We start from the raw sequence: 21823 nt of genomic DNA on the forward strand, positions 1-21823 counted from the left end.
TAAAATCAGAGTGTACCGCGGCGCGCGGCGCAGGCACAGCGCTACGGGCTTGCCGCATCCGGCCGCTTTTTCGGCACGAACTGGCGAAACAGCTCGGTGCTCTTTAAGGGCTTGCCGCCCAGGTAGGGTTTCAGCGCCATACGGGTGAAACGCTTGGCGGCGCGCAGCGTGTCAGCGTCAGGGAAATCGCGTTCCCACAGCGCGCGTAGCTGGCGGCCGGTAAAGCTGCGCTGGTTCGCGACCAGACTGGCGATAAAGCCCTTCTCTTCGCGGTAGTTGTAGGTCATCGCGTCGGCGACAGGTTCACCGCTGCCGGCGCAGTGCAAAAAGTCAACGCCGTAACCGAGATGGCCGAGCAGCGCCAGCTCAAAACGGCGCAGCGCCGGTTCAGGCGAGCTTTCGCCCGACGCCAGCGTCTGCAAACAGTTCAGATAGTCGAAAAAGAGTTCTGAGAAGGGAAATTCCTGCTCCAGCACGCGCGACAGCAGTTCGTTAACGTAGAGGCCGCAGTAAAGTGTGATGCCGCTGAGCGGCAGCGCCAGCGAGACCGCTTCGGCTTTGGTCAGAGTTTTGACTTCGCCGCGCCCGGTCCAGCGCACCAGCAGCGGCGTAAAGGGCTGCAGCGTGCCTTTCAGCTGCGAGCGACGCGCGCGCGCCCCTTTCGCCAGCACCCTGACCCGCCCATGGCTTTCGCTGAAGAGATCGAGCAGCAGGCTGGTTTCGCTGTAGGGGCGACTATGCAGCACAAAGGCGCGTTGCCAGCCTTCCATAGGATCAGAGGTCGTCTACATAGCCCAGGCTGCGCAGCGCACGTTCGTCGTCGGCCCAGCCCGATTTAACTTTGACCCACAGCTCAAGATGCACTTTCGCTTCAAACATCTCTTCCATATCTTTGCGCGCTTCAATGCCGATGGTCTTGATTTTGGCGCCTTTGTTGCCAATCACCATCTTCTTCTGCCCTTCGCGCTCAACCAGGATCAGGCCATTGATATCGTAGCCGCCGCGCTCGTTAGAGACGAACTGCTCGATTTCGACCGTTACCGAGTAAGGCAGTTCGGCGCCGAGGAAACGCATCAGCTTCTCACGGATAATCTCTGACGCCATAAAGCGCTGCGAGCGATCGGTGATGTAATCTTCCGGGAAGTGGTGCTCCGCCTGCGGCAGGCGCTTGCGCACGATCGCGGCGATGGTATCGACATTTTTCCCGCTTTCTGCGGAAATCGGCACGATATCGAGGAAATCCATCTGCTGGCTGAGGAACTGCAGGTGCGGCAGCAGGATGCTCTTATCCTGAATATTGTCCACTTTGTTAATAGCCAGCACGACCGGCACTTTATTGTCGCGCAGCTTGTTGAGCACCATCTCATCGTCCGGCGTCCAGCGCGTGCCTTCAACCACGAAGATCACCAGCTCGACATCGCCGATAGAGCTGCTGGCCGCGCGGTTCATCAGGCGGTTGATGGCGCGCTTCTCTTCCATATGCAGCCCGGGCGTATCCACGTAGATGGCCTGATATGCGCCTTCGGTGTGGATGCCCATAATGCGGTGACGCGTGGTTTGCGGCTTACGCGAGGTGATCGACACCTTCTGCCCCAGTAGCTGGTTCAGTAAGGTGGATTTGCCGACGTTGGGTCGGCCGACAATCGCGACAAAGCCGCAATAGGTGTTCTGTTCGCTCATTCGAGTCCTGACTTATTCAGCGCCTGTTCAGGCGCCGGGATGTTGCTATTCGAGACCAAGCTTGATTAACGCCTGTTCGGCAGCAGCCTGTTCTGCTTTACGGCGGCTTGAGCCTACGCCCACCACCGGTTCAGCCATGCCACTCACCTGACAGTGAATGGTGAATTCCTGATCGTGGGCTTCGCCACGCACCTGCACCACCAGATAGGACGGCAGCGGCAGGTGACGCCCCTGCAGATACTCCTGCAGGCGGGTTTTCGGATCTTTTTGCTTGTCGCCCGGGCTAATCTGCTCAAGGCGCGTCTGATACCAGTCCAGGATCAGCTTCTCCACCGTCTGGATATTGCTGTCGAGAAAGATACCGCCAATCAGCGCTTCCACCGTATCCGCCAGGATCGATTCACGGCGGAATCCGCCGCTCTTCAGTTCGCCCGGTCCCAGGCGCAGGCATTCACCAAGGTCAAATTCTCGTGCCATCTCCGCCAGCGTGTTGCCACGCACCAGCGTCGCGCGCATGCGGCTCATATCGCCCTCGTCAACGCGAGGAAAGCGATGATAGAGCGCATTGGCGATCACATAGCTGAGAATGGAATCGCCGAGAAATTCAAGACGCTCGTTGTGCTTACTGCTGGCGCTGCGGTGCGTTAACGCCTGTTGCAAGAGTTCCGGATGAGTAAAAGTGTAGCCCAGTTTGCGCTGAAGCTTATTAATGAGGATGGGGTTCATGCGATTCCAGTTCTTTTGTGCGTCTGTGACTCTGCATACGAAACAGGGCTGGCTTTCCAACGCAATCTGTTTAGTGTGCAGTGGCCCCCCGAAGGAGGCCAACCGTTTTGCCCATTAATCGGGGCCAGATTTATCAATGAATGCCGCCAATACGGCTCAGGCGAACGCCTGTCGGCCATTGGCCTTCCTGCTTATCGAAGCTCATCCAGATGGCAACCGCTTTTCCGACCAGATTACGTTCCGGGACAAAGCCCCAGTAGCGGCTGTCGGCGCTGTTGTCGCGGTTATCGCCCATCATGAAATATTGCCCCTGCGGCACGATCCAGGTCGCCTGCGGCTGGCCCGGCTGCTGATAATACATGCTTGCCTGACTCTGCGCTTCGTTTACCAGCAGAATATCGTGCGTTACGTTGCCCAGTGTCTCTTTGCGCGTGCCGAGACGCAGCCCGCCGCGCATGGTTTCGCCCTGCGGCACCTGATAGAAGCCATTGCCGGTTTCGTTGCCGTCAAACCCGCTGAAGGTCTGAATAAAGTTGCTCGGCTCGACGTTGGTATAGGTGATCGGCAGCGCGCTGGCGCAACGCTGGCCAGCGGCGCAGTTCGGGCTGACGGTCAGCGTTTTGCTGTAGGGGTCAAAGACCACTTTGTCACCCGGCAGGCCGATAACGCGCTTAATATAGTCCAGGCTCGGATCTTTCGGGTATTTAAATACCGCGATATCGCCGCGCTGCGGATGACCGGTCGGGATCAGCGTCGTCTGGGTAATAGGATCTTTAATGCCGTAGGCAAATTTCTCGACCAGAATGAAATCGCCGATCAGCAGCGTGGGCATCATGGAGCCGGACGGGATCTGGAACGGCTCATAAATAAACGAGCGCACCACAAATACCACCAGCAGCACCGGGAAGACCGACGCGGCGGTCTCAATCCAGCCTGGCTGCCCGCTGACTTTCGCCAGCGTTTTATCATCGAGGGTGTTGCCTGCCGCAGCCTGCGCTTCCGCTCGTTTGGCCCGGCGCGCCGGTGCCCACTTAACGCGATCGATACACCAGATAACGCCGGTAACCAGCGTCGCTATCGCCAGAACCAGGGCGAACATATTAGCCATTGGGGATCCTTATTTGCTGTCCTTACCGACATGCAGAATGGCGAGGAAGGCTTCCTGCGGCAGCTCAACGTTACCGACCTGCTTCATGCGTTTCTTGCCTTCTTTCTGCTTCTGCAACAGTTTCTTCTTACGGCTGACGTCGCCGCCATAGCACTTGGCGAGTACGTTTTTACGCAGCTGCTTCACGGTTGAGCGAGCAATGATGTGGTTGCCGATCGCCGCCTGAATCGCAATGTCGAACTGCTGACGCGGGATCAGATCTTTCATCTTCTCCACCAGCTCGCGGCCGCGATATTGCGAGTTGTCGCGGTGGGTAATCAGCGCCAGCGCATCGACGCGCTCGGCGTTGATCAGCACGTCGACGCGCACCATGTCAGAGGCCTGGAAACGTTTAAAGTTATAGTCCAGCGAGGCGTAGCCGCGCGAGGTCGATTTCAGGCGGTCGAAGAAGTCGAGAACCACTTCCGCCATCGGGATCTCATAGGTCAGCGCGACCTGGTTGCCGTGGTAAACCATGTTGGTCTGCACGCCGCGCTTCTCAACGCAGAGCGTGATGACGTTGCCGAGATACTCCTGCGGCAGCAGCATATGACACTCGGCGATCGGTTCGCGCAGCTCTTCGATATTATTCAGCGGCGGCAGCTTAGACGGGCTGTCGACGTAGATAATTTCTCCGCCGGTGGTTTCCACTTCATACACAACGGTCGGCGCCGTGGTGATCAGATCGAGATCGTATTCGCGCTCCAGGCGCTCCTGAATGATCTCCATATGCAGCAGACCGAGGAAGCCGCAGCGGAAGCCGAAGCCGAGCGCAGTAGAGCTTTCCGGCTCATAAAACAGCGAGGCGTCATTCAGGCTCAGCTTGCCGAGCGCGTCGCGGAAGGCTTCATAGTCGTCAGAGCTTACCGGGAACAAGCCAGCATAAACCTGCGGCTTCACTTTCTTAAAGCCGGGCAGCGCTTTATCCGCCGGGTTACGCGACAGGGTCAGGGTATCGCCCACCGGCGCGCCAAGGATATCTTTAATGGCGCAAACCAGCCAGCCTACCTCGCCGCAGTTCAGCTGCGTACGGTCAACCTGCTTCGGCGTAAAGATGCCGAGGCGGTCGGCGTTGTACACCTGACCGGTGCTCATCACTTTAACCTTGTCGCCTTTGCGCAGCGTGCCGTTTTTCACGCGGATCAGCGAGACGACGCCCAGGTAGTTATCAAACCAGGAGTCGATAATCAGCGCCTGCAGCGGGCCTTCCGGATCGCCTTCCGGCGGCGGAATATCACGCACCAGACGCTCCAGCACTTCAGGCACGCCGACGCCAGTTTTCGCCGAGCAGCGCACCGCATCGGTCGCGTCGATGCCGACGATATCTTCAATTTCCTGCGCCGCGCGTTCCGGATCGGCGGCAGGCAGGTCGATTTTGTTCAGTACCGGCACAACTTCCAGATCCATCTCGATCGCGGTGTAGCAGTTCGCCAGGGTCTGCGCTTCCACGCCCTGTCCTGCATCCACCACCAGCAGCGCGCCTTCGCAGGCCGCCAGCGAGCGTGATACTTCATAGGAGAAGTCAACGTGCCCTGGGGTATCGATGAAATTGAGCTGGTAAGTTTCGCCGTTCAGCGCTTTGTAATCGAGCGTTACGCTCTGCGCTTTGATGGTAATGCCGCGTTCGCGCTCCAGGTCCATAGAGTCAAGTACCTGTGCCGCCATCTCGCGATCGGTTAAGCCGCCACAGATTTGAATCAGGCGGTCAGAGAGCGTCGATTTACCGTGGTCGATGTGCGCGATGATGGAGAAGTTTCTTATGTGCTTCATTTATATGAATATCTTCACGTAGAAAAACAGTTGAGAACCTGAGCACAGACACATTCAGGAAGATCGCTCTTTACCTACAATCCTGTCAGCCTCATTAATGACGACGCATATTACACTGTTAAGGCCGCGCATAAAAGAATGGAACGTTGCGGAATCACAACACTTTTTGGCGAGAAACAGGCGCTAAAAGGCCGCGATATACGCGGCCTGGCAGAGGATCACGCTTCGCTTTCCACCCGCAGGGCGTCGGGCGGAAGCGCAACGTTCAGGATGATGGGCTGAAAAGCGGCGCGATCGCCTACCTTCAGCGAGACGCCTTTCGCGACGATAAAACCGCCGATGCCGCCGAGCAGCGCGCCGCAGGCTGCCGCCAGATCGCTGTGGAACAGCGCCTGGAACAGGCCCGCCAGCAGAAACAGTCCAAACAGCGGCGTCATATAGACCAGCAGCGCCGAACCGAGCAGGCTGCTCTCTTTAATGCCCAGCTCAACGCGCTGACCGGGCTGTAACGGCGTCGCGCTGACGATTTCCATCACGTGAGCGTCTTTCGGCCCCAGCTTATTGAGCATATGGCTGCCGCAGCCTTTGCGCGCTGAACAGCTGTTGCAGGAGGTTTTCGCCTCTGTATGCAGCGTGGCGATGCCGTCACGCCATGCCACTACCGTGGCCCACTCTCTCATCATCGTTGCGACCCCAAATCAATACTGTCCGCTATGCGTTTTGCCGTCGCGGGCGGCAGTTCGCCCACCACGGTGATTTCGCTATTATTGCGCACTTCGGTCTGGACCGTTCGACGTCCTGTGCGCAATGTCTGCGTGACGCTGCTTTTATCGGCCGGGGTAATATTGATGGCGAAGCTGAACAGGCCGTCGCTGTAAAGCTGTGACTCTACGGTTTTGTTCATGGCCGGAATGTCGCGGCGGCTCTGCGAAATAAGCTTCATACCCGCCGGCACCCAGCCTGGCTGCCAGCTGAGTTTGACCTTCTCCCCTTCCGGCACCGAAAGCGACGGCGGCAGATTAGCCTTTTGCAGCCCCTGCATAAGATTGCGCACGCCTTCATCGACCGCGAAGCTGATCACCCGGAACTGCTCCAGGGTTTCGCCATCGCGATCCAGCAGATCGATTCGCAGCGGCAGTTTGGTATCCACATCCAGCCATACCACGTAGCTGTAGCGCGTGCCGTCGCGCGAGACGATGCGAATCACCTCGCACAGCTGATCGGCGATGCGCGAGCGGCCTACCGGAATAAAATCCCAGGCGTTAGCGAGCTGAGAGAAATCTGCGAAGATCAGCGACGGCAAGGCGTCAATGATATGTTTGCCAGGCAGAGAGAAAGGATCGAGGCCGGGTTCGAAGTAGCTGATATCGTTCCCGCGCTGGATCACTTCCCGGCGCGGGCCGTCCATCTGCAACAGCTGCGCATAGATGCGGTTATCGATGACTGCATGACGATAACGCAGCGATTCAATCCCTATACGCGAGACGTTGATATAAGCGAATTCGTAATTGAGGGTCTGGCTTGCCTGCTCCATCTGCTGTAACAACGCCCCGGACGCAGAGGTCTGCGCCGGGGCGGGAGATGAACAAAGCAGGCTGCCTGCCAGCAGGCTAACGGCGCACCAAAGCTGCTTCATTACTGCTGTTGCGTACCTAAAGACTGATTGCCGGGAACGTTCGCCTGCGCCTGCTGCGGCGCATTGGTTTCAAACTGCAGACGATCGGAATGCAGACGACGCTGCAGTTCGTAGTCCTGCAGCATGGCATTGACGCGACGGCGCTGCTCCTGAACCTGCTGAGTGGCGCCGCTGGTGTCGAAGGCGTCAGACGGCACGCCGAGGCTAACCGGCGAAGCTTTGCCCATCATCGGCAGCGTATTGAACACCGGCGATTCAGACGGCTCTGCGGTGGTGCCGCTCGGCTGGTTGTAGTGCTGTACGCCCACGATAACCGCCAGCGATACGCACGCCGCTACGCCGACCTGCGTCAGCTGAGCCGCCCAGGGACGCATTTTGCGCCAGAAAGGCATCTTCGCAACGCTGGCCGGTTCAGGCTGTGATTCGACAATCAGCGGCGTAACTTTGCGGGCGGGCTCCTGCTCGAGGGCCGCCGCGACGCGTGCGGAGATATCGAAGTGCAGCACTTCGCCTACATCGCCGCGCATGGTGTCGCGGATCAGATGATAGCTTGTCCAGCGCTGTTGCAGCTCTGCATCCTGAGATAGTGCTGACAGCAGCGCGTTATCGAGCGCCTCGCCATCCATCAAAGCGGAAAGTTGTTCTTTCTGCATGCCTAAGTACCCTTCCAGTAGCCGTTATCACTGACGTTGGATAAGCGGTTGAACTTTATTATCAATGGCCTCTCGCGCACGGAAGATACGTGAACGCACTGTACCGACCGGGCAATCCATAATGGCGGCGATCTCTTCGTAGCTCAGTCCGTCCAGCTCCCTGAGCGTGATTGCCATACGCAGATCTTCAGGGAGTGCCTCAATGGTACGAAAGACGATTTGTTTCAGTTCATCTGACAACATTAAGTTCTCAGGGTTCGAAATTTCTTTTAGCGCGCCCGCACTTTCGAAATTTTCTGCATCGATCGCATCCACATCGCTGGATGGCGGACGACGCCCCTGAGCAACCAGGTAATTTTTTGCGGTATTGACCGCAATACGATAAAGCCAGGTATAAAACGCGCTGTCGCCGCGGAAGGATTCCAGCGCGCGATACGCTTTAATAAAGGACTCCTGCACGACATCAGGCACGTCTCCCGACGGAACATAGCGGGAAACCAGGCTCGCCACTTTATGCTGGTAACGAATGACCAGTAGGTTAAATGACTTCTGATCTCCCTTCTGCACCCGTTCTACGAGTACCTGATCCGTTAACTGCTCGCTCATCCGAGGTAATGTCTCCCCAAATTCTTTTAAATGCGTAAAAGGAACTGCCAGCACATCTTCATGGTTCTGAGCAAGCATGCGCTTAGAGTCGTGGTGCGGCAAAAAGTTCGCTTAACGCGCTAATGATGACTATTCCAGATACGCTGTCATTTGTTTTTCATTCTCTAGACAGTGTAATCCAGACTGCGGCTATCAACGCAGAATCGCAGGCAGAGTACCTTATGACGGAGGCTTTTTCATCTTTAAATCCTTTACGGCCGCTACGTTTTATATAAAAAACAAGCTTTAAATAAGCGTTTTTGTAATTTGTTGATTTTACGTATAACTGCCTGTTAATTAATCTGCGCCAGCGCCCGTCTGGTTTAAAATACTTCACAAGGACAGTGAAAACGCTTATTCTCAAACCACCCTTGTTTAGTAAATTAAACACTATGGCACATAGAGACTCTGCGGATTACCAGTGCGATGTTTTGATTATCGGCAGCGGCGCGGCGGGTTTATCGCTGGCGCTGCGGCTGGCGGCGCACTATGACGTGCTGGTGCTGAGCAAAGCGCAGGTCAGCGAAGGCTCGACGTTTTATGCGCAAGGCGGCATCGCCGCAGTGTTCGATGAGACTGACAGCATTGAGTCGCATGTGGAAGATACCCTGATCGCCGGCGCTGGCTTATGCGATCGCGAAGCGGTCTCTTTTGTCGCCAGTAATGCGCGTCACTGCGTGCAGTGGCTGATTGACCACGGCGTCGCTTTTGATCGCGATCCGCTGGCGGCGGGCGATATGCCCTATCACTTGACGCGCGAAGGCGGCCACAGCCACCGGCGTATTCTGCACAGCGCGGACGCGACCGGGCGCGCCGTCGAGACGACGCTGGTGAGCCAGGCGTTGAGTCATCCCCGTATCCGCATTCTTGAGCGCGCCAATGCGGTAGACCTGATCCTTTCAGACAAGCTGGGCCTTGCGGGTTCGCGCCGCGTGGTCGGCGCCTGGATCTGGAACCGCAATCGCGAACGGGTCGAAACCTGCAGCGCGCGCGCAGTAGTGCTGGCAACCGGCGGCGCAGCAAAAGTTTACCAGTACACCACCAATCCCGATGTCGCCTCTGGCGACGGTATTGCGATGGCGTGGCGCGCCGGCTGCCGCGTCGGCAATCTTGAATTTAACCAGTTCCATCCTACGTCGCTGTTTCATCCTGACGCGCACAGCTTTCTGCTGACCGAAGCGCTGCGTGGCGAAGGTGCCTGGCTGCTGCGGCCCGACGGCACACGATTTATGCCGGACTTCGATGAGCGCGCCGAACTGGCGCCGCGCGATATCGTGGCGCGCGCAATTGACCATGAAATGAAACGGCTCGGCGTTGACTGCCTTTATCTTGATATCAGCCACCAGCCGCCGGAATTCGTGCGCGCCCACTTCCCGACCATTTATGAAAAGCTGCTGGGCTTTGGCCTCGACCTGACGCGGGATCGCATCCCCATCGTGCCTGCCGCGCACTACACCTGCGGCGGCGTCATGGTGGACGCGCGCGGACGTACCGATGTCGACGCGCTCTACGCTATCGGCGAAGTAAGCTGCACTGGACTGCACGGCGCAAACCGCATGGCGTCCAACTCGCTGCTGGAGTGTCTGGTGTACGGCTGGTCGGCGGCGGAGGATCTGCTTCAGACGCTGCCGCAAAGGGAGACGCTCCACGCCCTGCCGCCCTGGGATGAAAGTCGCGTAGACGATGCGGACGAGCGCGTGGTTATCCAGCACAACTGGCACGAGCTGCGGCTGTTTATGTGGGATTACGTCGGGATAGTGCGCACCACGCGGCGGCTGGAGCGCGCGCTGCGTCGCATTAACCTGTTACAACAGGAGATCGACGAGTATTACGCGCATTTCCGGCTCTCCAGCGATCTGCTGGAGCTGCGCAATCTGACGCAGGTCGCCGAACTGATGGTGCGCTGCGCGATGGCGCGTAAAGAGAGCCGCGGGCTTCATTTTACCCGCGACTATCCTGATATGCTGCCTGAAGCGAAGCCGACGGTTTTAACGCCCTCTTACATAAAGAGATAAAAGTCGCGCGTCAGGCTGCACCAGACTTCTGAATAGTGCGTATCCTGATTGCGGATCGCCATTCTTTCCAGCAGGGTTTCGCCCGCGCTGGGGGAGAAGCCGAGCAGCACGCGATGCGGCGGCCGATGCGCATACTCCGCCACGTCGATGCGGAAACGAAGATGCCAGCCCTCTTTCTGCGCTAGCGCGATCATCGTTTGCCCAACGGCTTCTGGCAGCACGACGCAGAAGAAGCCCTCTTCCTCGATCAGACGCGCGGCACAGCGCAGCAGGCTTGCGTGATCCAGCGTCGCCGTCGAGCGGGCCACGTCGCGCTCCGGCGTCGCGCAGGCGACATCGGGCGGGTAATAGGGTGGATTGCTGACAATTAATGAATAGCGTTGGCCGCAGCTGTCGGCAAAGGCGACAATATCCTGCTGATGGACGTGCACGCGCGCTGGCCAGGGCGACTGCGCGACATTTTCCTGCGCCTGCTGCGCGGCGGCGACATCCAGCTCCACCGCGTCGATGATCACTGAATCCGGCGTGCGCTGCGCCAGCATCAGGGCAATTAGCCCGCTGCCGCAGCCGATATCCAGCACGCGGCGCACGTTTGCTACCGGCGCCCATGCGCCCAGCAAAATAGCGTCAGTGCCCACTTTCATGGCGCAGCGGTCGTGCGCCACAAAAAATTGTTTGAAGGTAAAACCGTTTCTTTTTAACAATGGCCGCACATGCGGCTTTTCCTGCGTCATACTCTGCAACCATTACCTTTTTTCCTGCCGTACGGCAGCGCTTCAGTGTAACGTGACAGCCTGAGGAATACACGTAGTGGGCTGGCCGCTGCGGATTAACAGATGAAGATTGCGTTTGATCTGTCTATAATCAGCGCCCCAAACTGAGGTAGACCATGACCGTAACCACATTTTCCGAACTCGAACTCGACGAAAGCCTGCTGGAAGCCCTGCAGGAAAAAGGCTTCACGCGCCCGACAGCAATTCAGGCCGAGGCGATCCCGCCCGCGCTGGAGGGCCGCGACGTTCTGGGTTCGGCGCCTACCGGAACCGGGAAAACCGCCGCTTATCTGCTGCCGGTACTGCAGCATCTGCTCGACTTCCCGCGTAAAAAGTCAGGCCCGCCGCGCATCCTGATCCTGACTCCCACGCGCGAGCTGGCGATGCAGGTCGCCGACCATGCGCGTGAACTGGCGAAACATACTCACCTGGATATCGCGACTATCACCGGCGGCGTGGCGTATATGAACCATGCGGAAGTGTTCAGCGAGAACCAGGATGTGGTGGTGGCGACCACCGGTCGTCTGCTTCAGTACATCAAAGAAGAAAACTTCGATTGCCGCGCCGTTGAGACATTAATTCTTGACGAGGCCGACCGCATGCTGGATTTGGGCTTCGCGCAGGATATCGAAACCATCGCAGGCGAAACCCGCTGGCGTAAGCAGACCATGCTTTTCTCCGCCACGCTGGAAGGCAATGCGATCAAAGATTTCGCTGAGCGTCTGCTTAACGATCCGGTGGAAGTAGAAGCCGATCCGAGCCGTCGTGAACGCAAAAAGATCCAGCAGTGGTACTACCGCGCTGACGATCTGGAACATAAAACCAAACTGCTGATCCACCTGCTGAAGCAGCCGGACGTGACGCGTTCGATCGTCTTCGTGCGTAAGCGTGAGCGTCTGCATGAGCTGGTGAAGTGGCTGCACGATGCGGGGATCCGCAGCTGCTATCTGGAAGGTGAAATGGTGCAGGCCAAACGCACCGAAGCGATCAAACGCATCACCGACGGCCGCGTCAACGTGCTGGTGGCGACCGACGTCGCCGCGCGCGGTATTGATATCGAAGATGTCAGCCACGTCTTTAACTTTGATATGCCGCGCACCGCCGATACCTATCTGCACCGTATCGGCCGCACCGCGCGCGCCGGCCGTAAAGGCACCGCGCTGTCGCTGGTGGAAGCGCACGATCATCTGCTGCTGGGTAAAATCAGCCGCTACCTGAACGAACCGCTGAAGCCGCGCGTCGTTGATGAGCTGCGTCCGGTCACGCGCGCGCCGAGCGCCAAGACCACCGGAAAACCGTCGAAAAAAGCGCTTGCGAAACGGAAAGAGAAAAAAGAGAGCGAAGCGGAAAAACCGCGCGTGAAGAAGCGTCACCGCGACGCCAAAAACGTGGGCAAACGTCGCAAGCCAAGCGCTGCCGCGCCAGCCAGCGGCGATGCGGAATAAATCAGCACCGCTATAAAAAAATCGCCTCTATTGAGGCGATTTTTTTTAGTTAAGCGGGTAAAACAGCCGTTATCCCCTTTAGCCAAAGGCTCTGTGCTACGGGATGCAGTTCCGGCAACGCTGTTAAGGTTAAAAAAAGCAGATTTGTTGCTTTATCAGCAACATATATTTAACAACGAAGTGGATGCTTTTTCTGCAGCCCTCTAAAGTTCTACCGTTACAGGCTTTCGGTAAAGGTACGGGTAATCACGTCACGCTGTTGTTCCGGCGTCAGCGCGTTAAAACGCACTGCGTAACCTGAAACGCGGATCGTCAGCTGCGGATATTTTTCCGGGTGCTTAACCGCATCTTCCAGCGTTTCGCGACGCAGCACGTTAACGTTCAGATGCTGACCGCCCTCAATACGCACCTGCGGTTTCATCTCCATTGGCACTTCGCGGTAAGCGAATTCGCCCAGCTCGCTGACAGCCACTACCTGATCTTCTTCGTAGCCCGCTTTAGCGCACAGGCAGCGCGCTTCCGCTTTTTCGTCGTCGATCAGCCAGAAGGAGTTTATTAAGTCGGGATTGTTGGTTTGGGTAATTTGAATGCCTGTGATCATAGTCAGTTCTCCACAACGAGGCGCTATCCTGCTCAGCGCGGTAAGTATTAATGTCCTGATATAACACCTGCCCTCTGGAGCGACTTTGACCTCAGTCAATTTCCACAGCCACGCATTTCACTGCTAATTTCAATTATTTGATTCAGATACTCTTTTTTATTAAAAAATATTTTGTAAATTTCAAATATTTTTTACCTTCTACCTGGCGCGGTGAAACGTTAAGCTTAAGAGACCGATCTTTAAGGGAGCAAATCATGACGGATAAACTGACCTGGCACGACGTGCTGGCCGAAGAGAAAGAGAAGCCCTACTTTAATGAAACGCTAAAACTGGTGGCTAACGAACGGGCGGCTGGCGTAACGGTTTATCCGCCGCAGAAAGATGTCTTCAATGCGTTTCGCCTGACCGAGCTTGGTGATGTGAAGGTCGTTATTCTGGGTCAGGATCCCTACCACGGCCCGAATCAGGCGCATGGCCTGGCCTTCTCCGTCCTGCCGGGAGTGCCGGTACCGCCCTCTTTACAGAATATGTATAAAGAGCTGGAGCAGGAGTTTCCCGACTTTAAACGTCCGCAACACGGCTTTCTGGAGAGCTGGGCAAAACAGGGCGTGATGCTGCTGAATACGGTGCTGACCGTCGAGGCGGGCAAGGCGCATTCCCATGCGCGCTTCGGCTGGGAGACCTTTACCGACAACGTGATCGCTGCGATCAACGAGCATCGCGAAGGCGTAGTTTTCCTGCTCTGGGGATCGCACGCGCAGAAGAAAGGCAGCATTATCGATCGACAGCGCCATCATGTGTTACAGGCACCGCATCCCTCGCCGCTTTCCGCGCATCGTGGCTTCTTTGGCTGCGGACACTTCGCGCAGGCGAATGCGCTGCTGAAGCAGGCGGGCGAAACGCCCATCGACTGGATGCCGCAGCTGCCCGCCAGCTGAGCCGCAAATAAAAACGGCCGCGTCACTGCGCGGCCGTCTGATTCTCTTTGCTTTCGTGCTTAGCTTTTGGCTTTCGCGACCGCAACCATCGCCGGACGCAGCAGGCGACCGTTCAGGGTATAGCCGCGCTGCATCACCATCATCACATGGTTAGGCGCCACGTCGTCCGATTCCATCATCGACATTGCCTGATGAATTTCCGGGTTAAACGGCACGTTGGTGTCGCCGACAACTTCAACGCCGAACTTACGCACCGCGCCAAGCAGCGATTTCAGGGTCAGCTCGATACCTTCGATCATCGAAGCCAGCTCAGGGTTCTCTTTGTCCGCGACTTCCAGCGCGCGCTCAAGGCTGTCGATAACCGGCAGCAGCTCGTTGGCGAATTTTTCCAGCGCAAATTTGTGCGCTTTTTCAACGTCGATTTCGGTGCGGCGACGGATGTTTTCGATTTCCGCCTGCGCGCGCAGCTGGGCGTCGCGTACGCCGGACTGAGACTGCGCCAGTTCAGCTTCCAGCTGAGCAATACGCTCATCACGCGGATCCACCTCTACTGCCGTCTCCGCTTCCTGAGGTTGTTGCTGATCCTGTTGAATTTCGTCTGAGACTTGCTCGTTTGGGGTGTTCTGTTCTTTACTACTCATGAATTTCTCCGCGTTTTGCACATTCATCTCGCCAGTCCGCTTATTATGGGGATCGGTTTGACGGTTTCAAGGGAACCCATCACATTGCCTTGCCGTTTTGGCTTATGAGGAAAGACCCACCAAATGAACAAACACTTTAACTGTATTGGTATTGTAGGCCATCCGCGTCACCCTACCGCTCTCACGACGCATGAGATGCTGTGGCGCTGGCTGACGTCCAGAGGTTATCAAGTGATTATTGAGCAGCAGATCGCGCAGGAGCTGAATCTGCAGGATGCGCAGACCGGCACGCTGGCGGAGATTGGACAGCAGGCGGACCTTGCGGTAGTGGTCGGCGGCGACGGCAATATGCTGGGCGCGGCGCGCGTGCTGGCGCGCTACGACATCAAGGTGATCGGCATTAACCGCGGCAATCTGGGCTTTCTTACCGACCTTGACCCCGACAATGCGCAGCAGCAGCTGGATGAGGTGCTGCAGGGAAACTATTTCGTTGAAAGCCGCTTTCTGCTGGAAGCGCGCGTATGCAAAGACGAATGCTCGCCGCGCCTTGGCCTGGCGATCAATGAGGTGGTGCTGCATCCTGGCAAAGTGGCGCACATGATCGAGTTTGAAGTTTATATCGACGAGGTATTCGCCTTTTCGCAGCGCTCCGATGGCCTGATTATCTCTACGCCGACCGGCTCGACCGCTTATTCGCTGTCGGCGGGCGGACCGATTTTAACCCCGTCGCTCGATGCTATCGCGCTGGTGCCGATGTTCCCCCATACCCTGTCGGCGCGCCCGCTGGTGATCAACAGCAGCAGCACCATCCGACTGCGTTTTTCCTCGCGCCGCAGCGATTTAGAAATCAGCTGCGACAGCCAGATCGCCCTGCCGATTCAGGAAGGAGAGGATGTCCTGATCCGCCGCAGCGAGAACCACCTGAATCTGATCCATCCTAAAAATTACAGCTATTTCAATACCCTGAGTTCAAAGCTGGGCTGGTCGAAAAAATTGTTTTAATTTCAGCGCGCCCTCTTTACTGGATAAAAAACCAGTTTATACTGTACGAAAAACCATATCTGTTTTTCCATACAGGTGATTCTATGCTGGCACAGCTGACCATCAGTAATTTCGCTATCGTTCGTGAGCTCGACATTGATTTCCAACGCGGTATGACGGCGATTACCGGTGAGACCGGCGCGGGTAAGTCTATTGCTATTGACGCGCTCGGCCTGTGCCTTGGCGGCCGCGCTGAAGCGGACATGGTGCGTCAGGGCGCCGCGCGCGCCGACCTCTGCGCCCGCTTCAACCTCAAGTCCTCGCCTTCCGCGCAGCGCTGGCTAGAGGAGAATCAGCTGGATGACGGCAATGAGTGTCTGCTGCGCCGCGTTATCAGCGCTGACGGCCGCTCACGCGGCTTTATCAACGGCACCGCGGTGCCGCTGTCGCAACTGCGCGATCTGGGTCAGTTGTTGATTCAAATTCACGGCCAGCACGCCCATCAGCTTCTGCTGAAGGCTGACCATCAGAAACACCTGCTTGACGCCTACGCCGGCCATGACGATTTGCTGCTGCAGATGCGCAACGATTATCAGGCCTGGCATCAGAGCTGCCGTAACCTGGCGCAGCATCAGCAGCTGTCGCAGGAGCGCGAGGCACGCCGCGAACTGCTGCAGTATCAGCTGAAAGAACTCAACGACTTCGCCCCACAGGCGAATGAGTATGAACAGATTGATGAAGAGTACAAACGTCTCGCTAACAGCGGACAGTTGCTCTCCACCAGCCAGCAGGCGCTGCAGCTGCTTGCCGACGGTGACGACAGCAACCTCAACAGCCTGCTTTACACCGCGCGCCAGATGGTGACGGAAGTGGTGACGCTCGACGACAAGCTGAGCGGCGTGCTGAATATGCTGGAAGAAGCGGCGATTCAGCTCAGCGAAGCGAGCGACGAACTGCGCCACTACGTTGACCGTCTCGACCTCGACCCGAATCGTCTGTATGAGCTGGAACAGCGTATCTCCCGCTATATCGCGCTGGCGCGTAAGCACCACGTTGCGCCGGAAGGCCTGGCGGAGCTGCATCAGCAATTGCTGGCGGAAGCGGAGCTGCTTTCGCAGCAGGAGAGCGACCAGGAGAGTCTGCAGGCGTTAGTTAGCGAACACTATCAGGCTGCGCTGCATAGCGCTGAGCGTCTGCACCAGCAGCGCCAGCAGTATGGCGCCGAGCTGGAGCAGTTGATTACTCAGAGCATGCATCAGCTCTCTATGCCGCATGGCCGTTTCACCATTGCGCTCGCGTTCAATCCCGATCATCTGACCGCCGACGGCGCGACGCGTATCGACTTCCAGGTTACCACTAACCCAGGCCAGCCTCTGCAGCCGCTGGGTAAAGTGGCCTCCGGCGGTGAGCTGTCGCGTATTGCGCTGGCGATCCAGGTGATTACCGCGAAGAAAATGGAAACCCCGGCGATGATCTTCGACGAAGTGGACGTCGGTATCAGCGGCCCGACCGCCGCCGTGGTAGGCCGTCTGCTGCGCCAGCTGGGCGAATCGACCCAGGTGATGTGCGTTACCCACCTGCCGCAGGTAGCTGGCTGTGGCCATCAGCACTTCTTTGTCAGCAAAGAGACCGACGGTGCCATGACCGAAACCCATATGCAGGCGCTGGACAAGCGTGCGCGTCTGCAGGAGCTGGCGCGTCTGCTGGGCGGCAGCGAGGTCACGCGCAATACCCTTGCGAACGCGAAAGAACTTTTAGCGGCGTAAGGGTCGCACTTTCTTCCCGCTGCGTGGTCATATGCTTGCTCTGTCGATGTAGAGGTTTCCAATAGCGAAAAGGTTTATTATCATCGGCAACTTATGTCGCCTGAATAATAAAGCCTGCCGCAGGCAGAGTTCAGAATTTGATGGCAAAAAAACAGCCTGAGAAAAGGCGTTTGGCCCCAGAAAAGGAATGTAGAGATGCGCTGTAAAACGCTGACTGCCGCGGCAGTGGTAATGTTGATGATGACCGCCGGATGCTCCACCCTTGAGCGCGTGGTTTACCGCCCAGATATCAACCAGGGCAACTATCTGGTTGCCAACGATGTGGCGAAAATCCACAACGGCATGACGCAGCAGCAGGTTGCCTATACGCTCGGTACGCCGATGATGCGTGACCCGTTTGGCAGCAACGTCTGGTATTACGTGTTCCGTCAGGAACCAGGCCATGAAAGCGTGAAGCAGCAGACGCTGACACTTACCTTCGACAGCAACGGCGTACTGACCAATATCGACAATAAACCGAATCTGACAAAGTCGGGTGACTGATCGAAAACGCAACAAAAAAGGCGCCGCTGGCGCCTTTTGCATTTCTGGCCTGTCTGTTCTGACGGGCGCTATTTTTTGCCGCTGGCTGAACGTTCTGCGCGCTGACGACGCAGCTCTTTGGGGTCGGCAATCAGCGGGCGATAGATTTCTACCCTGTCGCCTTCCTGCAGCGTGTCGCCCAGCTTAACCGGACGGCTAAAGACGCCAACCTTGTTGCGGCTGAGATCGATATCGCGGCGCAGCTCAAGCAGCCCCGATGCGACGATTGCCTGCTCGACAGTGCTTCCCTCTTCCAGCGTGACTACGCGCTGATACTGTTTTTCCGGCAGCGCGTAAACCACCTCAACGGAGATCTCAGGCACTGTAGACCTCTTTGGCGCGCTGGGTAAAAGCCTGCACCATGCTGTTTGCCAGCTCTTTGAAAATGCGACCGAACGCCATCTCTACCAGCATATTGGTGAACTCAAAATCCAGGCTGAGTTCTACCTTGCAGGCGTCATCGCCCAGCGAGATAAAGTGCCATCCGCCGGTAAGCTTGCGGAACGGGCCGTCCACCAGTTGCATCTGGATACGTTGATTGTCGGTTAGGGTGTTACGCGTAGTAAATGTCTTACTGATGCCCGCTTTTGAGACGTCTACGGAGGCCGTCATCTGATTTTCAGACGATTCCAGCACGCGACTGCCAGTGCATCCTGGCAAAAACTGTGGATAGGCATCCACATCGTTGACCAGCTGGTACATTTGCTCAGCGCTGAAGGGCACCAGCGCCGAACGACTAATCTGAGCCATAATGGTTCCTGTTCATCACAAAACCGCTGAATTGTAGCATTTCCAGCGATCAAACAAAAATTCCCCGCTTTCAGAGGTGTGCTAGAATATCCCGTTTCCCGGTGCCCCGCTGGACAAGGGGTGCGATGGCCGCTTAAGTGATGTAAAATACGCCGCACTATGACAAAGAAAAAAGTACATAAACCCGGTTCTGCCACTATTGCCCTTAACAAACGCGCCCGTCATGAATACTTCATTGAAGAAGAGTTCGAAGCGGGATTGTCGCTACAAGGATGGGAAGTCAAATCGCTCCGTGCGGGTAAAGCCAACATCAGCGACAGCTATATTTTGCTGCGCGATGGCGAAGCTTATCTGTTCGGCTCTACCTTCCAGCCGCTGGCGGTCGCCTCGACGCATGTCGTCTGCGATCCCACGCGCAACCGTAAGCTGCTGCTGAACCAGCGCGAACTCGACTCGCTTTATGGCCGCGTTAACCGTGAAGGCTATACCGTCGTTGCGCTGTCGCTTTACTGGAAAAATGCCTGGTGCAAGCTGAAGATTGGTGTAGCGCGCGGTAAGAAAGAGCATGACAAGCGCGACGACATCAAAGAGCGCGAGTGGAAGCTCGATAAAGCGCGCATTATGAAAAATCGCAACCGCTAATCGCTGGATAGTTTTAAAGTTTTTTGCTAGAGTAGTTGGTTCCTGGGGCTGATTCTGGATTCGACGGGATTTGCGAAACCCAAGGTGCATGCCGAGGTGCGGTAGGCCTCGCTAAAAAACCGCAAAAAAATAGTCGCAAACGACGAAAACTACGCACTAGCAGCTTAATAACCTGCTTAGAGCCCTCTCTCCCTAGCCTCCGCTCTTAGGACGGGGATCAAGAGAGGTCAAACCCAAAAGAGATCGCGTGGATGCCTTGCCTGGGGTTGAAGCGTTAAATCTAATCAGGATAGTCTGTCAGTGGCGTGTCTGTCCGCAGCTGCCAGGCGAATGTAAAGACTGACTAAGCATGTAGTACTGAGGATGTAGGAATTTCGGACGCGGGTTCAACTCCCGCCAGCTCCACCAAAATTCTTCAAAGATGATTACCAGAGTCATCTGTAGAAGTCCTGAAAGCCCGTACGGCGCAAGCCTGGCGGGCTTTTTTGTGCCTATAATCTTCTGGCACGATGATCCGCCTGAATCCAGGGATTATTGGTACACGTTTAGGTACACGACATAAGGTGGGCCAAAAACATGTACCAATTATGGACGGAAACCAGTCATGGCGCGGATTACACGCCCCCTCACCAATAACGAAATCCTCAAGGCTAAGCCTCTAGAGAAAGACTTCACGCTGCATGATGGCGATGGACTTTTCATCCTCATAAAAACGTCTGGTAAGAAACTGTGGCGCTTTCGCTATCAGCGGCCATCAGCACCCGCTGAGCCTGACTGCATTCGGCCAGGCAGTGCCACAGACGTTGAAAGAGTATGAGCGCATTCTGCTGAAGCGCCGGACGAATAACGGCGTCCAGACCAATCTCACGTTACATGAGGACAGCGAGGCCGACTGGCTGCCAGCATGTAGCCAGTAAACCCCGCAGCAAACAAACCGGCTCAGGCCGGTTTGTTTACGTTTAAGCCCGGAGTGATCACTCCATATGAACACAAGTGTACACGCAGCCCTTAATCCTTCACCACCTAACCAACTGATTTAAAATACTTAAAATCCACAGTGAACAGTGTGAACACTTTTTACTAAAATCATTTATGCCTCTGATATGATTGGTCAAGTCAGAAAAGGGGTTAGAATCGACCTGTGTATCTTTCAAACACATGAGGTTTCATTATGGATGATGGCATAAAGATAGCGATGTCCCCTGTTCAGCTTGCTGCCGCGCTCTCTGATAAGACAGTCACAGAGGCGGAAACGATGAGTAACCGCCTCCTCGGGGGGCTGGGGCTTATCATGGGTTCACTTGAGCTGGCAGGCGCCACTGCTCTGTGTATCGCACCTGAACCTACCGGATTAACAAAAGCAGGATGTGTAGTTGTCGGAGCACATAGTCTCGATAGCATTCACTCTGCTGCAAACCAGCTCATTGTGGGCAGAGACACCCGCACGGCAACTTACGAGGCAGCAACAGCAATTGCCAAATCCTTTGGAGCAGATGACGATACAGCGATGAAAATCGGCCTGACTGTCGATATCGCTGTTCCATTAGGATTTGCACTTGGCATCGGCGCAAGCCGGGTAGCAGCAGTAAGAGCTGGCCGCATAAAACTCAGTGAACATGAGTCAATGACGGGTTTTAAACCCGGCGGGCATACGCTTTCCACACATGTTGGCAAAAGCGATGCAGAGTTGTTAGCCCGCTTTGATGCGAATAAGCGTTTGCAGTATTCCACCACCTTTACCAACGCGCAGGTAGCAGAAGAAGCCATATCGAGAGCGCTCTTTGCTAACCGGGGCATTATAAAATCCGTTCTTGGCGGAGGCAGGCAGGGAGCCAGGCTGACTATTCGTAATGCATCAGGTAAAGCGATTGGCTACGGTTTCCGGCGCGGGAGTAACCAGCGGATAGTCATGACAAATGTGAGAATTGTTATTGAGTTTCAGCAATATAACGGCAAACCCTATTACATTCTCACCGCGTTCCCGGATCTATAGGTACAAAATGCAAAACTTCCACTTTCTTGACCAATTGATTTTCGGTTATTTCAACCAGGACGCCGACATCATCAATGATGGCGAGGATACGATTGAAGGCATAGTACGGCTATTCAAAAAGTCAGCACCAGACTGGATGCTCAAAGATCTTGTCGAAGAAGTTGATGATTTTATCTCCGCATATGGTAACGGTGTCGAAGAGGAGTTCAGGAGACGATACGGGTTTGATTTTTCGCCTGAACTTTGGGAAACCACTGCTCATGAATTCCTGATGACAGTACGTCAGATCTCGTCAGAACCATGAGGTTTTCAGGAGTACATTTCCTGATGAGAAAAAATAATTGGTACACGTTTAGGTACACGGAAGAAAACTGAATTAAACAAAAAACCTTTAAAACAATAAGTTGGGATATTTATTCAGACTCCGCCAGCCCACCAA

General features: G+C 56.0%; 23 protein-coding genes, 1 other RNA gene and 2 pseudogenes. 12 read left to right on the forward strand and 14 right to left on the reverse strand.

The genetic code is table 11. The annotated features are described in order from the left end of the window. Positions 1-41: 41 nt before the first annotated feature. The 9 genes from recO to rpoE form a co-directional block, all read right to left on the reverse strand. Positions 42-770 (reverse strand): DNA repair protein RecO, encoded by a 729-nt coding sequence (recO, locus tag MHZ89_RS10565; RefSeq protein WP_311782957.1) that lies wholly within the window; start codon positions 768-770, stop codon positions 42-44. A gap of 4 nt (positions 771-774) precedes the next feature. Further along, positions 775-1680, reverse strand: coding sequence for a GTPase Era (gene era, locus MHZ89_RS10570; protein ID WP_311782958.1), 906 nt, complete (start codon positions 1678-1680; stop codon positions 775-777). Positions 1681-1725: 45 nt separating this feature from the next. Then, positions 1726-2406 (reverse strand): ribonuclease III, encoded by a 681-nt coding sequence (gene rnc / locus MHZ89_RS10575; RefSeq protein WP_081142359.1) that lies wholly within the window; start codon positions 2404-2406, stop codon positions 1726-1728. A 133-nt stretch (positions 2407-2539) separates the two neighbouring features. Further along, positions 2540-3514, reverse strand: a complete 975-nt coding sequence (gene lepB / locus MHZ89_RS10580; protein ID WP_311782959.1) for a signal peptidase I — start codon at positions 3512-3514, stop codon at positions 2540-2542. A 9-nt stretch (positions 3515-3523) separates the two neighbouring features. Beyond that, positions 3524-5323, reverse strand: coding sequence for a translation elongation factor 4 (lepA, locus tag MHZ89_RS10585; protein WP_311782960.1), 1800 nt, complete (start codon positions 5321-5323; stop codon positions 3524-3526). Between the two features lie 218 nt (positions 5324-5541). Continuing rightward, on the reverse strand, positions 5542-6006 hold the full coding sequence (gene rseC, locus MHZ89_RS10590; protein ID WP_120457480.1) for a SoxR-reducing system protein RseC: 465 nt from the start codon (positions 6004-6006) through the stop codon (positions 5542-5544). Continuing rightward, positions 6003-6959, reverse strand: a complete 957-nt coding sequence (gene rseB / locus MHZ89_RS10595) for a sigma-E factor regulatory protein RseB (protein WP_311782961.1) — start codon at positions 6957-6959, stop codon at positions 6003-6005. Before rseB ends, rseC begins: the two co-directional genes overlap by 4 nt. Beyond that, positions 6959-7612 (reverse strand): anti-sigma-E factor RseA, encoded by a 654-nt coding sequence (rseA, locus tag MHZ89_RS10600; protein ID WP_311782962.1) that lies wholly within the window; start codon positions 7610-7612, stop codon positions 6959-6961. Before rseA ends, rseB begins: the two co-directional genes overlap by 1 nt. A gap of 27 nt (positions 7613-7639) precedes the next feature. Beyond that, a complete protein-coding gene (gene rpoE, locus MHZ89_RS10605) occupies positions 7640-8218 on the reverse strand; it encodes an RNA polymerase sigma factor RpoE (protein ID WP_010617748.1) in 579 nt (192 codons plus the stop codon). A gap of 431 nt (positions 8219-8649) precedes the next feature. On the opposite strand from rpoE, the gene nadB reads away from it, so the two are divergent. Continuing rightward, positions 8650-10272, forward strand: coding sequence for an L-aspartate oxidase (gene nadB / locus MHZ89_RS10610; protein ID WP_311782963.1), 1623 nt, complete (start codon positions 8650-8652; stop codon positions 10270-10272). Here the strand turns inward: nadB and trmN are convergent. Beyond that, positions 10257-11006: a tRNA(1)(Val) (adenine(37)-N(6))-methyltransferase TrmN gene (gene trmN, locus MHZ89_RS10615; RefSeq protein ID WP_311782964.1), complete on the reverse strand. Its 750-nt coding sequence runs from the start codon at positions 11004-11006 to the stop codon at positions 10257-10259. The genes nadB and trmN overlap by 16 nt on opposite strands. A gap of 155 nt (positions 11007-11161) precedes the next feature. Between trmN and srmB the strand changes: the two genes are divergently transcribed. Further along, positions 11162-12490: an ATP-dependent RNA helicase SrmB gene (srmB, locus tag MHZ89_RS10620; RefSeq protein ID WP_311782965.1), complete on the forward strand. Its 1329-nt coding sequence runs from the start codon at positions 11162-11164 to the stop codon at positions 12488-12490. A gap of 217 nt (positions 12491-12707) precedes the next feature. Here the strand turns inward: srmB and grcA are convergent, their stop codons facing one another. Then, positions 12708-13091, reverse strand: coding sequence for an autonomous glycyl radical cofactor GrcA (grcA, locus tag MHZ89_RS10625; protein ID WP_311782966.1), 384 nt, complete (start codon positions 13089-13091; stop codon positions 12708-12710). A 254-nt stretch (positions 13092-13345) separates the two neighbouring features. On the opposite strand from grcA, the gene ung reads away from it, so the two are divergent. Continuing rightward, on the forward strand, positions 13346-14029 hold the full coding sequence (ung, locus tag MHZ89_RS10630; protein WP_120457467.1) for a uracil-DNA glycosylase: 684 nt from the start codon (positions 13346-13348) through the stop codon (positions 14027-14029). A gap of 59 nt (positions 14030-14088) precedes the next feature. Here ung and grpE read toward each other — a convergent pair whose 3' ends face one another. After that, on the reverse strand, positions 14089-14670 hold the full coding sequence (gene grpE / locus MHZ89_RS10635) for a nucleotide exchange factor GrpE (RefSeq protein ID WP_120457655.1): 582 nt from the start codon (positions 14668-14670) through the stop codon (positions 14089-14091). Positions 14671-14793: 123 nt separating this feature from the next. Here grpE and nadK point away from each other — a divergent pair, with 123 nt between their 5' ends. The 3 genes from nadK to bamE all read left to right on the forward strand — a co-directional run bounded on the left by nadK (position 14794) and on the right by bamE (position 17960). Next, entirely contained in the window at positions 14794-15672 is an 879-nt protein-coding gene (nadK, locus tag MHZ89_RS10640; protein ID WP_311782967.1) for an NAD(+) kinase, read from the forward strand. 83 nt (positions 15673-15755) lie between these two features. Further along, positions 15756-17417 carry a DNA repair protein RecN gene (gene recN, locus MHZ89_RS10645; RefSeq protein WP_120457463.1) on the forward strand — a complete coding sequence of 554 codons (1662 nt, stop codon included), beginning with the start codon at positions 15756-15758 and terminating at the stop codon, positions 17415-17417. 195 nt (positions 17418-17612) lie between these two features. Next, the gene (gene bamE, locus MHZ89_RS10650) at positions 17613-17960 is read left to right on the forward strand and encodes an outer membrane protein assembly factor BamE (protein ID WP_120457461.1); all 348 of its coding nucleotides are present in this window, start codon (positions 17613-17615) and stop codon (positions 17958-17960) included. A 68-nt stretch (positions 17961-18028) separates the two neighbouring features. On the opposite strand, the gene MHZ89_RS10655 is transcribed toward bamE, so the two are convergent. Continuing rightward, entirely contained in the window at positions 18029-18322 is a 294-nt protein-coding gene (locus MHZ89_RS10655) for an RnfH family protein (protein WP_120457459.1), read from the reverse strand. Continuing rightward, a complete protein-coding gene (locus MHZ89_RS10660) occupies positions 18315-18749 on the reverse strand; it encodes a type II toxin-antitoxin system RatA family toxin (RefSeq protein WP_120457458.1) in 435 nt (144 codons plus the stop codon). The genes MHZ89_RS10655 and MHZ89_RS10660 overlap by 8 nt, the downstream gene beginning before the upstream one ends. Before the next feature lie 159 nt (positions 18750-18908). Between MHZ89_RS10660 and smpB the strand changes: the two genes are divergently transcribed. The 6 genes and pseudogenes from smpB (at position 18909) to MHZ89_RS10690 (ending at position 21688) form a co-directional block, all read left to right on the forward strand. Continuing rightward, positions 18909-19391, forward strand: coding sequence for an SsrA-binding protein SmpB (smpB, locus tag MHZ89_RS10665; protein ID WP_033754058.1), 483 nt, complete (start codon positions 18909-18911; stop codon positions 19389-19391). A 44-nt stretch (positions 19392-19435) separates the two neighbouring features. Then, positions 19436-19799, forward strand: a transfer-messenger RNA (tmRNA) gene (ssrA, locus tag MHZ89_RS10670). A gap of 196 nt (positions 19800-19995) precedes the next feature. Then, a pseudogene (locus tag MHZ89_RS10675) lies at positions 19996-20151 on the forward strand (integrase arm-type DNA-binding domain-containing protein); the annotation flags it as partial. Further along, a pseudogene (locus MHZ89_RS10680) lies at positions 20141-20308 on the forward strand (primase-like DNA-binding domain-containing protein); the annotation flags it as partial. The pseudogenes MHZ89_RS10675 and MHZ89_RS10680, both read left to right, overlap by 11 nt. A gap of 254 nt (positions 20309-20562) precedes the next feature. Next, a complete protein-coding gene (locus MHZ89_RS10685; protein WP_311782968.1) occupies positions 20563-21384 on the forward strand; it encodes an RNase A-like domain-containing protein in 822 nt (273 codons plus the stop codon). A 7-nt stretch (positions 21385-21391) separates the two neighbouring features. Next, positions 21392-21688, forward strand: coding sequence for a contact-dependent growth inhibition system immunity protein (locus tag MHZ89_RS10690; protein WP_311782969.1), 297 nt, complete (start codon positions 21392-21394; stop codon positions 21686-21688). Positions 21689-21823: the final 135 nt, after the last annotated feature.

Source organism: Pantoea sp. ACRSB, assembly GCF_022346905.1.
Taxonomy (GTDB): domain Bacteria; phylum Pseudomonadota; class Gammaproteobacteria; order Enterobacterales; family Enterobacteriaceae; genus Pantoea; species Pantoea piersonii.

Coding starts and splice junctions, on each gene's coding strand:
- MHZ89_RS10660 (WP_120457458.1), bottom strand. CDS start 18,749: ATGGCTCAGATTAGTCGTTCGGCGCTGGTGCCCTTCAGCGCTGAGCAA.
- lepB (WP_311782959.1), bottom strand. CDS start 3,514: ATGGCTAATATGTTCGCCCTGGTTCTGGCGATAGCGACGCTGGTTACC.
- rseC (WP_120457480.1), bottom strand. CDS start 6,006: ATGATGAGAGAGTGGGCCACGGTAGTGGCATGGCGTGACGGCATCGCC.
- rseA (WP_311782962.1), bottom strand. CDS start 7,612: ATGCAGAAAGAACAACTTTCCGCTTTGATGGATGGCGAGGCGCTCGAT.
- trmN (WP_311782964.1), bottom strand. CDS start 11,006: ATGACGCAGGAAAAGCCGCATGTGCGGCCATTGTTAAAAAGAAACGGT.
- smpB (WP_033754058.1), top strand. CDS start 18,909: ATGACAAAGAAAAAAGTACATAAACCCGGTTCTGCCACTATTGCCCTT.
- rpoE (WP_010617748.1), bottom strand. CDS start 8,218: ATGAGCGAGCAGTTAACGGATCAGGTACTCGTAGAACGGGTGCAGAAG.
- recN (WP_120457463.1), top strand. CDS start 15,756: ATGCTGGCACAGCTGACCATCAGTAATTTCGCTATCGTTCGTGAGCTC.
- lepA (WP_311782960.1), bottom strand. CDS start 5,323: ATGAAGCACATAAGAAACTTCTCCATCATCGCGCACATCGACCACGGT.
- ung (WP_120457467.1), top strand. CDS start 13,346: ATGACGGATAAACTGACCTGGCACGACGTGCTGGCCGAAGAGAAAGAG.
- srmB (WP_311782965.1), top strand. CDS start 11,162: ATGACCGTAACCACATTTTCCGAACTCGAACTCGACGAAAGCCTGCTG.
- grpE (WP_120457655.1), bottom strand. CDS start 14,670: ATGAGTAGTAAAGAACAGAACACCCCAAACGAGCAAGTCTCAGACGAA.
- MHZ89_RS10685 (WP_311782968.1), top strand. CDS start 20,563: ATGGATGATGGCATAAAGATAGCGATGTCCCCTGTTCAGCTTGCTGCC.
- nadK (WP_311782967.1), top strand. CDS start 14,794: ATGAACAAACACTTTAACTGTATTGGTATTGTAGGCCATCCGCGTCAC.
- MHZ89_RS10690 (WP_311782969.1), top strand. CDS start 21,392: ATGCAAAACTTCCACTTTCTTGACCAATTGATTTTCGGTTATTTCAAC.
- grcA (WP_311782966.1), bottom strand. CDS start 13,091: ATGATCACAGGCATTCAAATTACCCAAACCAACAATCCCGACTTAATA.
- bamE (WP_120457461.1), top strand. CDS start 17,613: ATGCGCTGTAAAACGCTGACTGCCGCGGCAGTGGTAATGTTGATGATG.
- rnc (WP_081142359.1), bottom strand. CDS start 2,406: ATGAACCCCATCCTCATTAATAAGCTTCAGCGCAAACTGGGCTACACT.
- rseB (WP_311782961.1), bottom strand. CDS start 6,959: ATGAAGCAGCTTTGGTGCGCCGTTAGCCTGCTGGCAGGCAGCCTGCTT.
- era (WP_311782958.1), bottom strand. CDS start 1,680: ATGAGCGAACAGAACACCTATTGCGGCTTTGTCGCGATTGTCGGCCGA.
- recO (WP_311782957.1), bottom strand. CDS start 770: ATGGAAGGCTGGCAACGCGCCTTTGTGCTGCATAGTCGCCCCTACAGC.
- nadB (WP_311782963.1), top strand. CDS start 8,650: ATGGCACATAGAGACTCTGCGGATTACCAGTGCGATGTTTTGATTATC.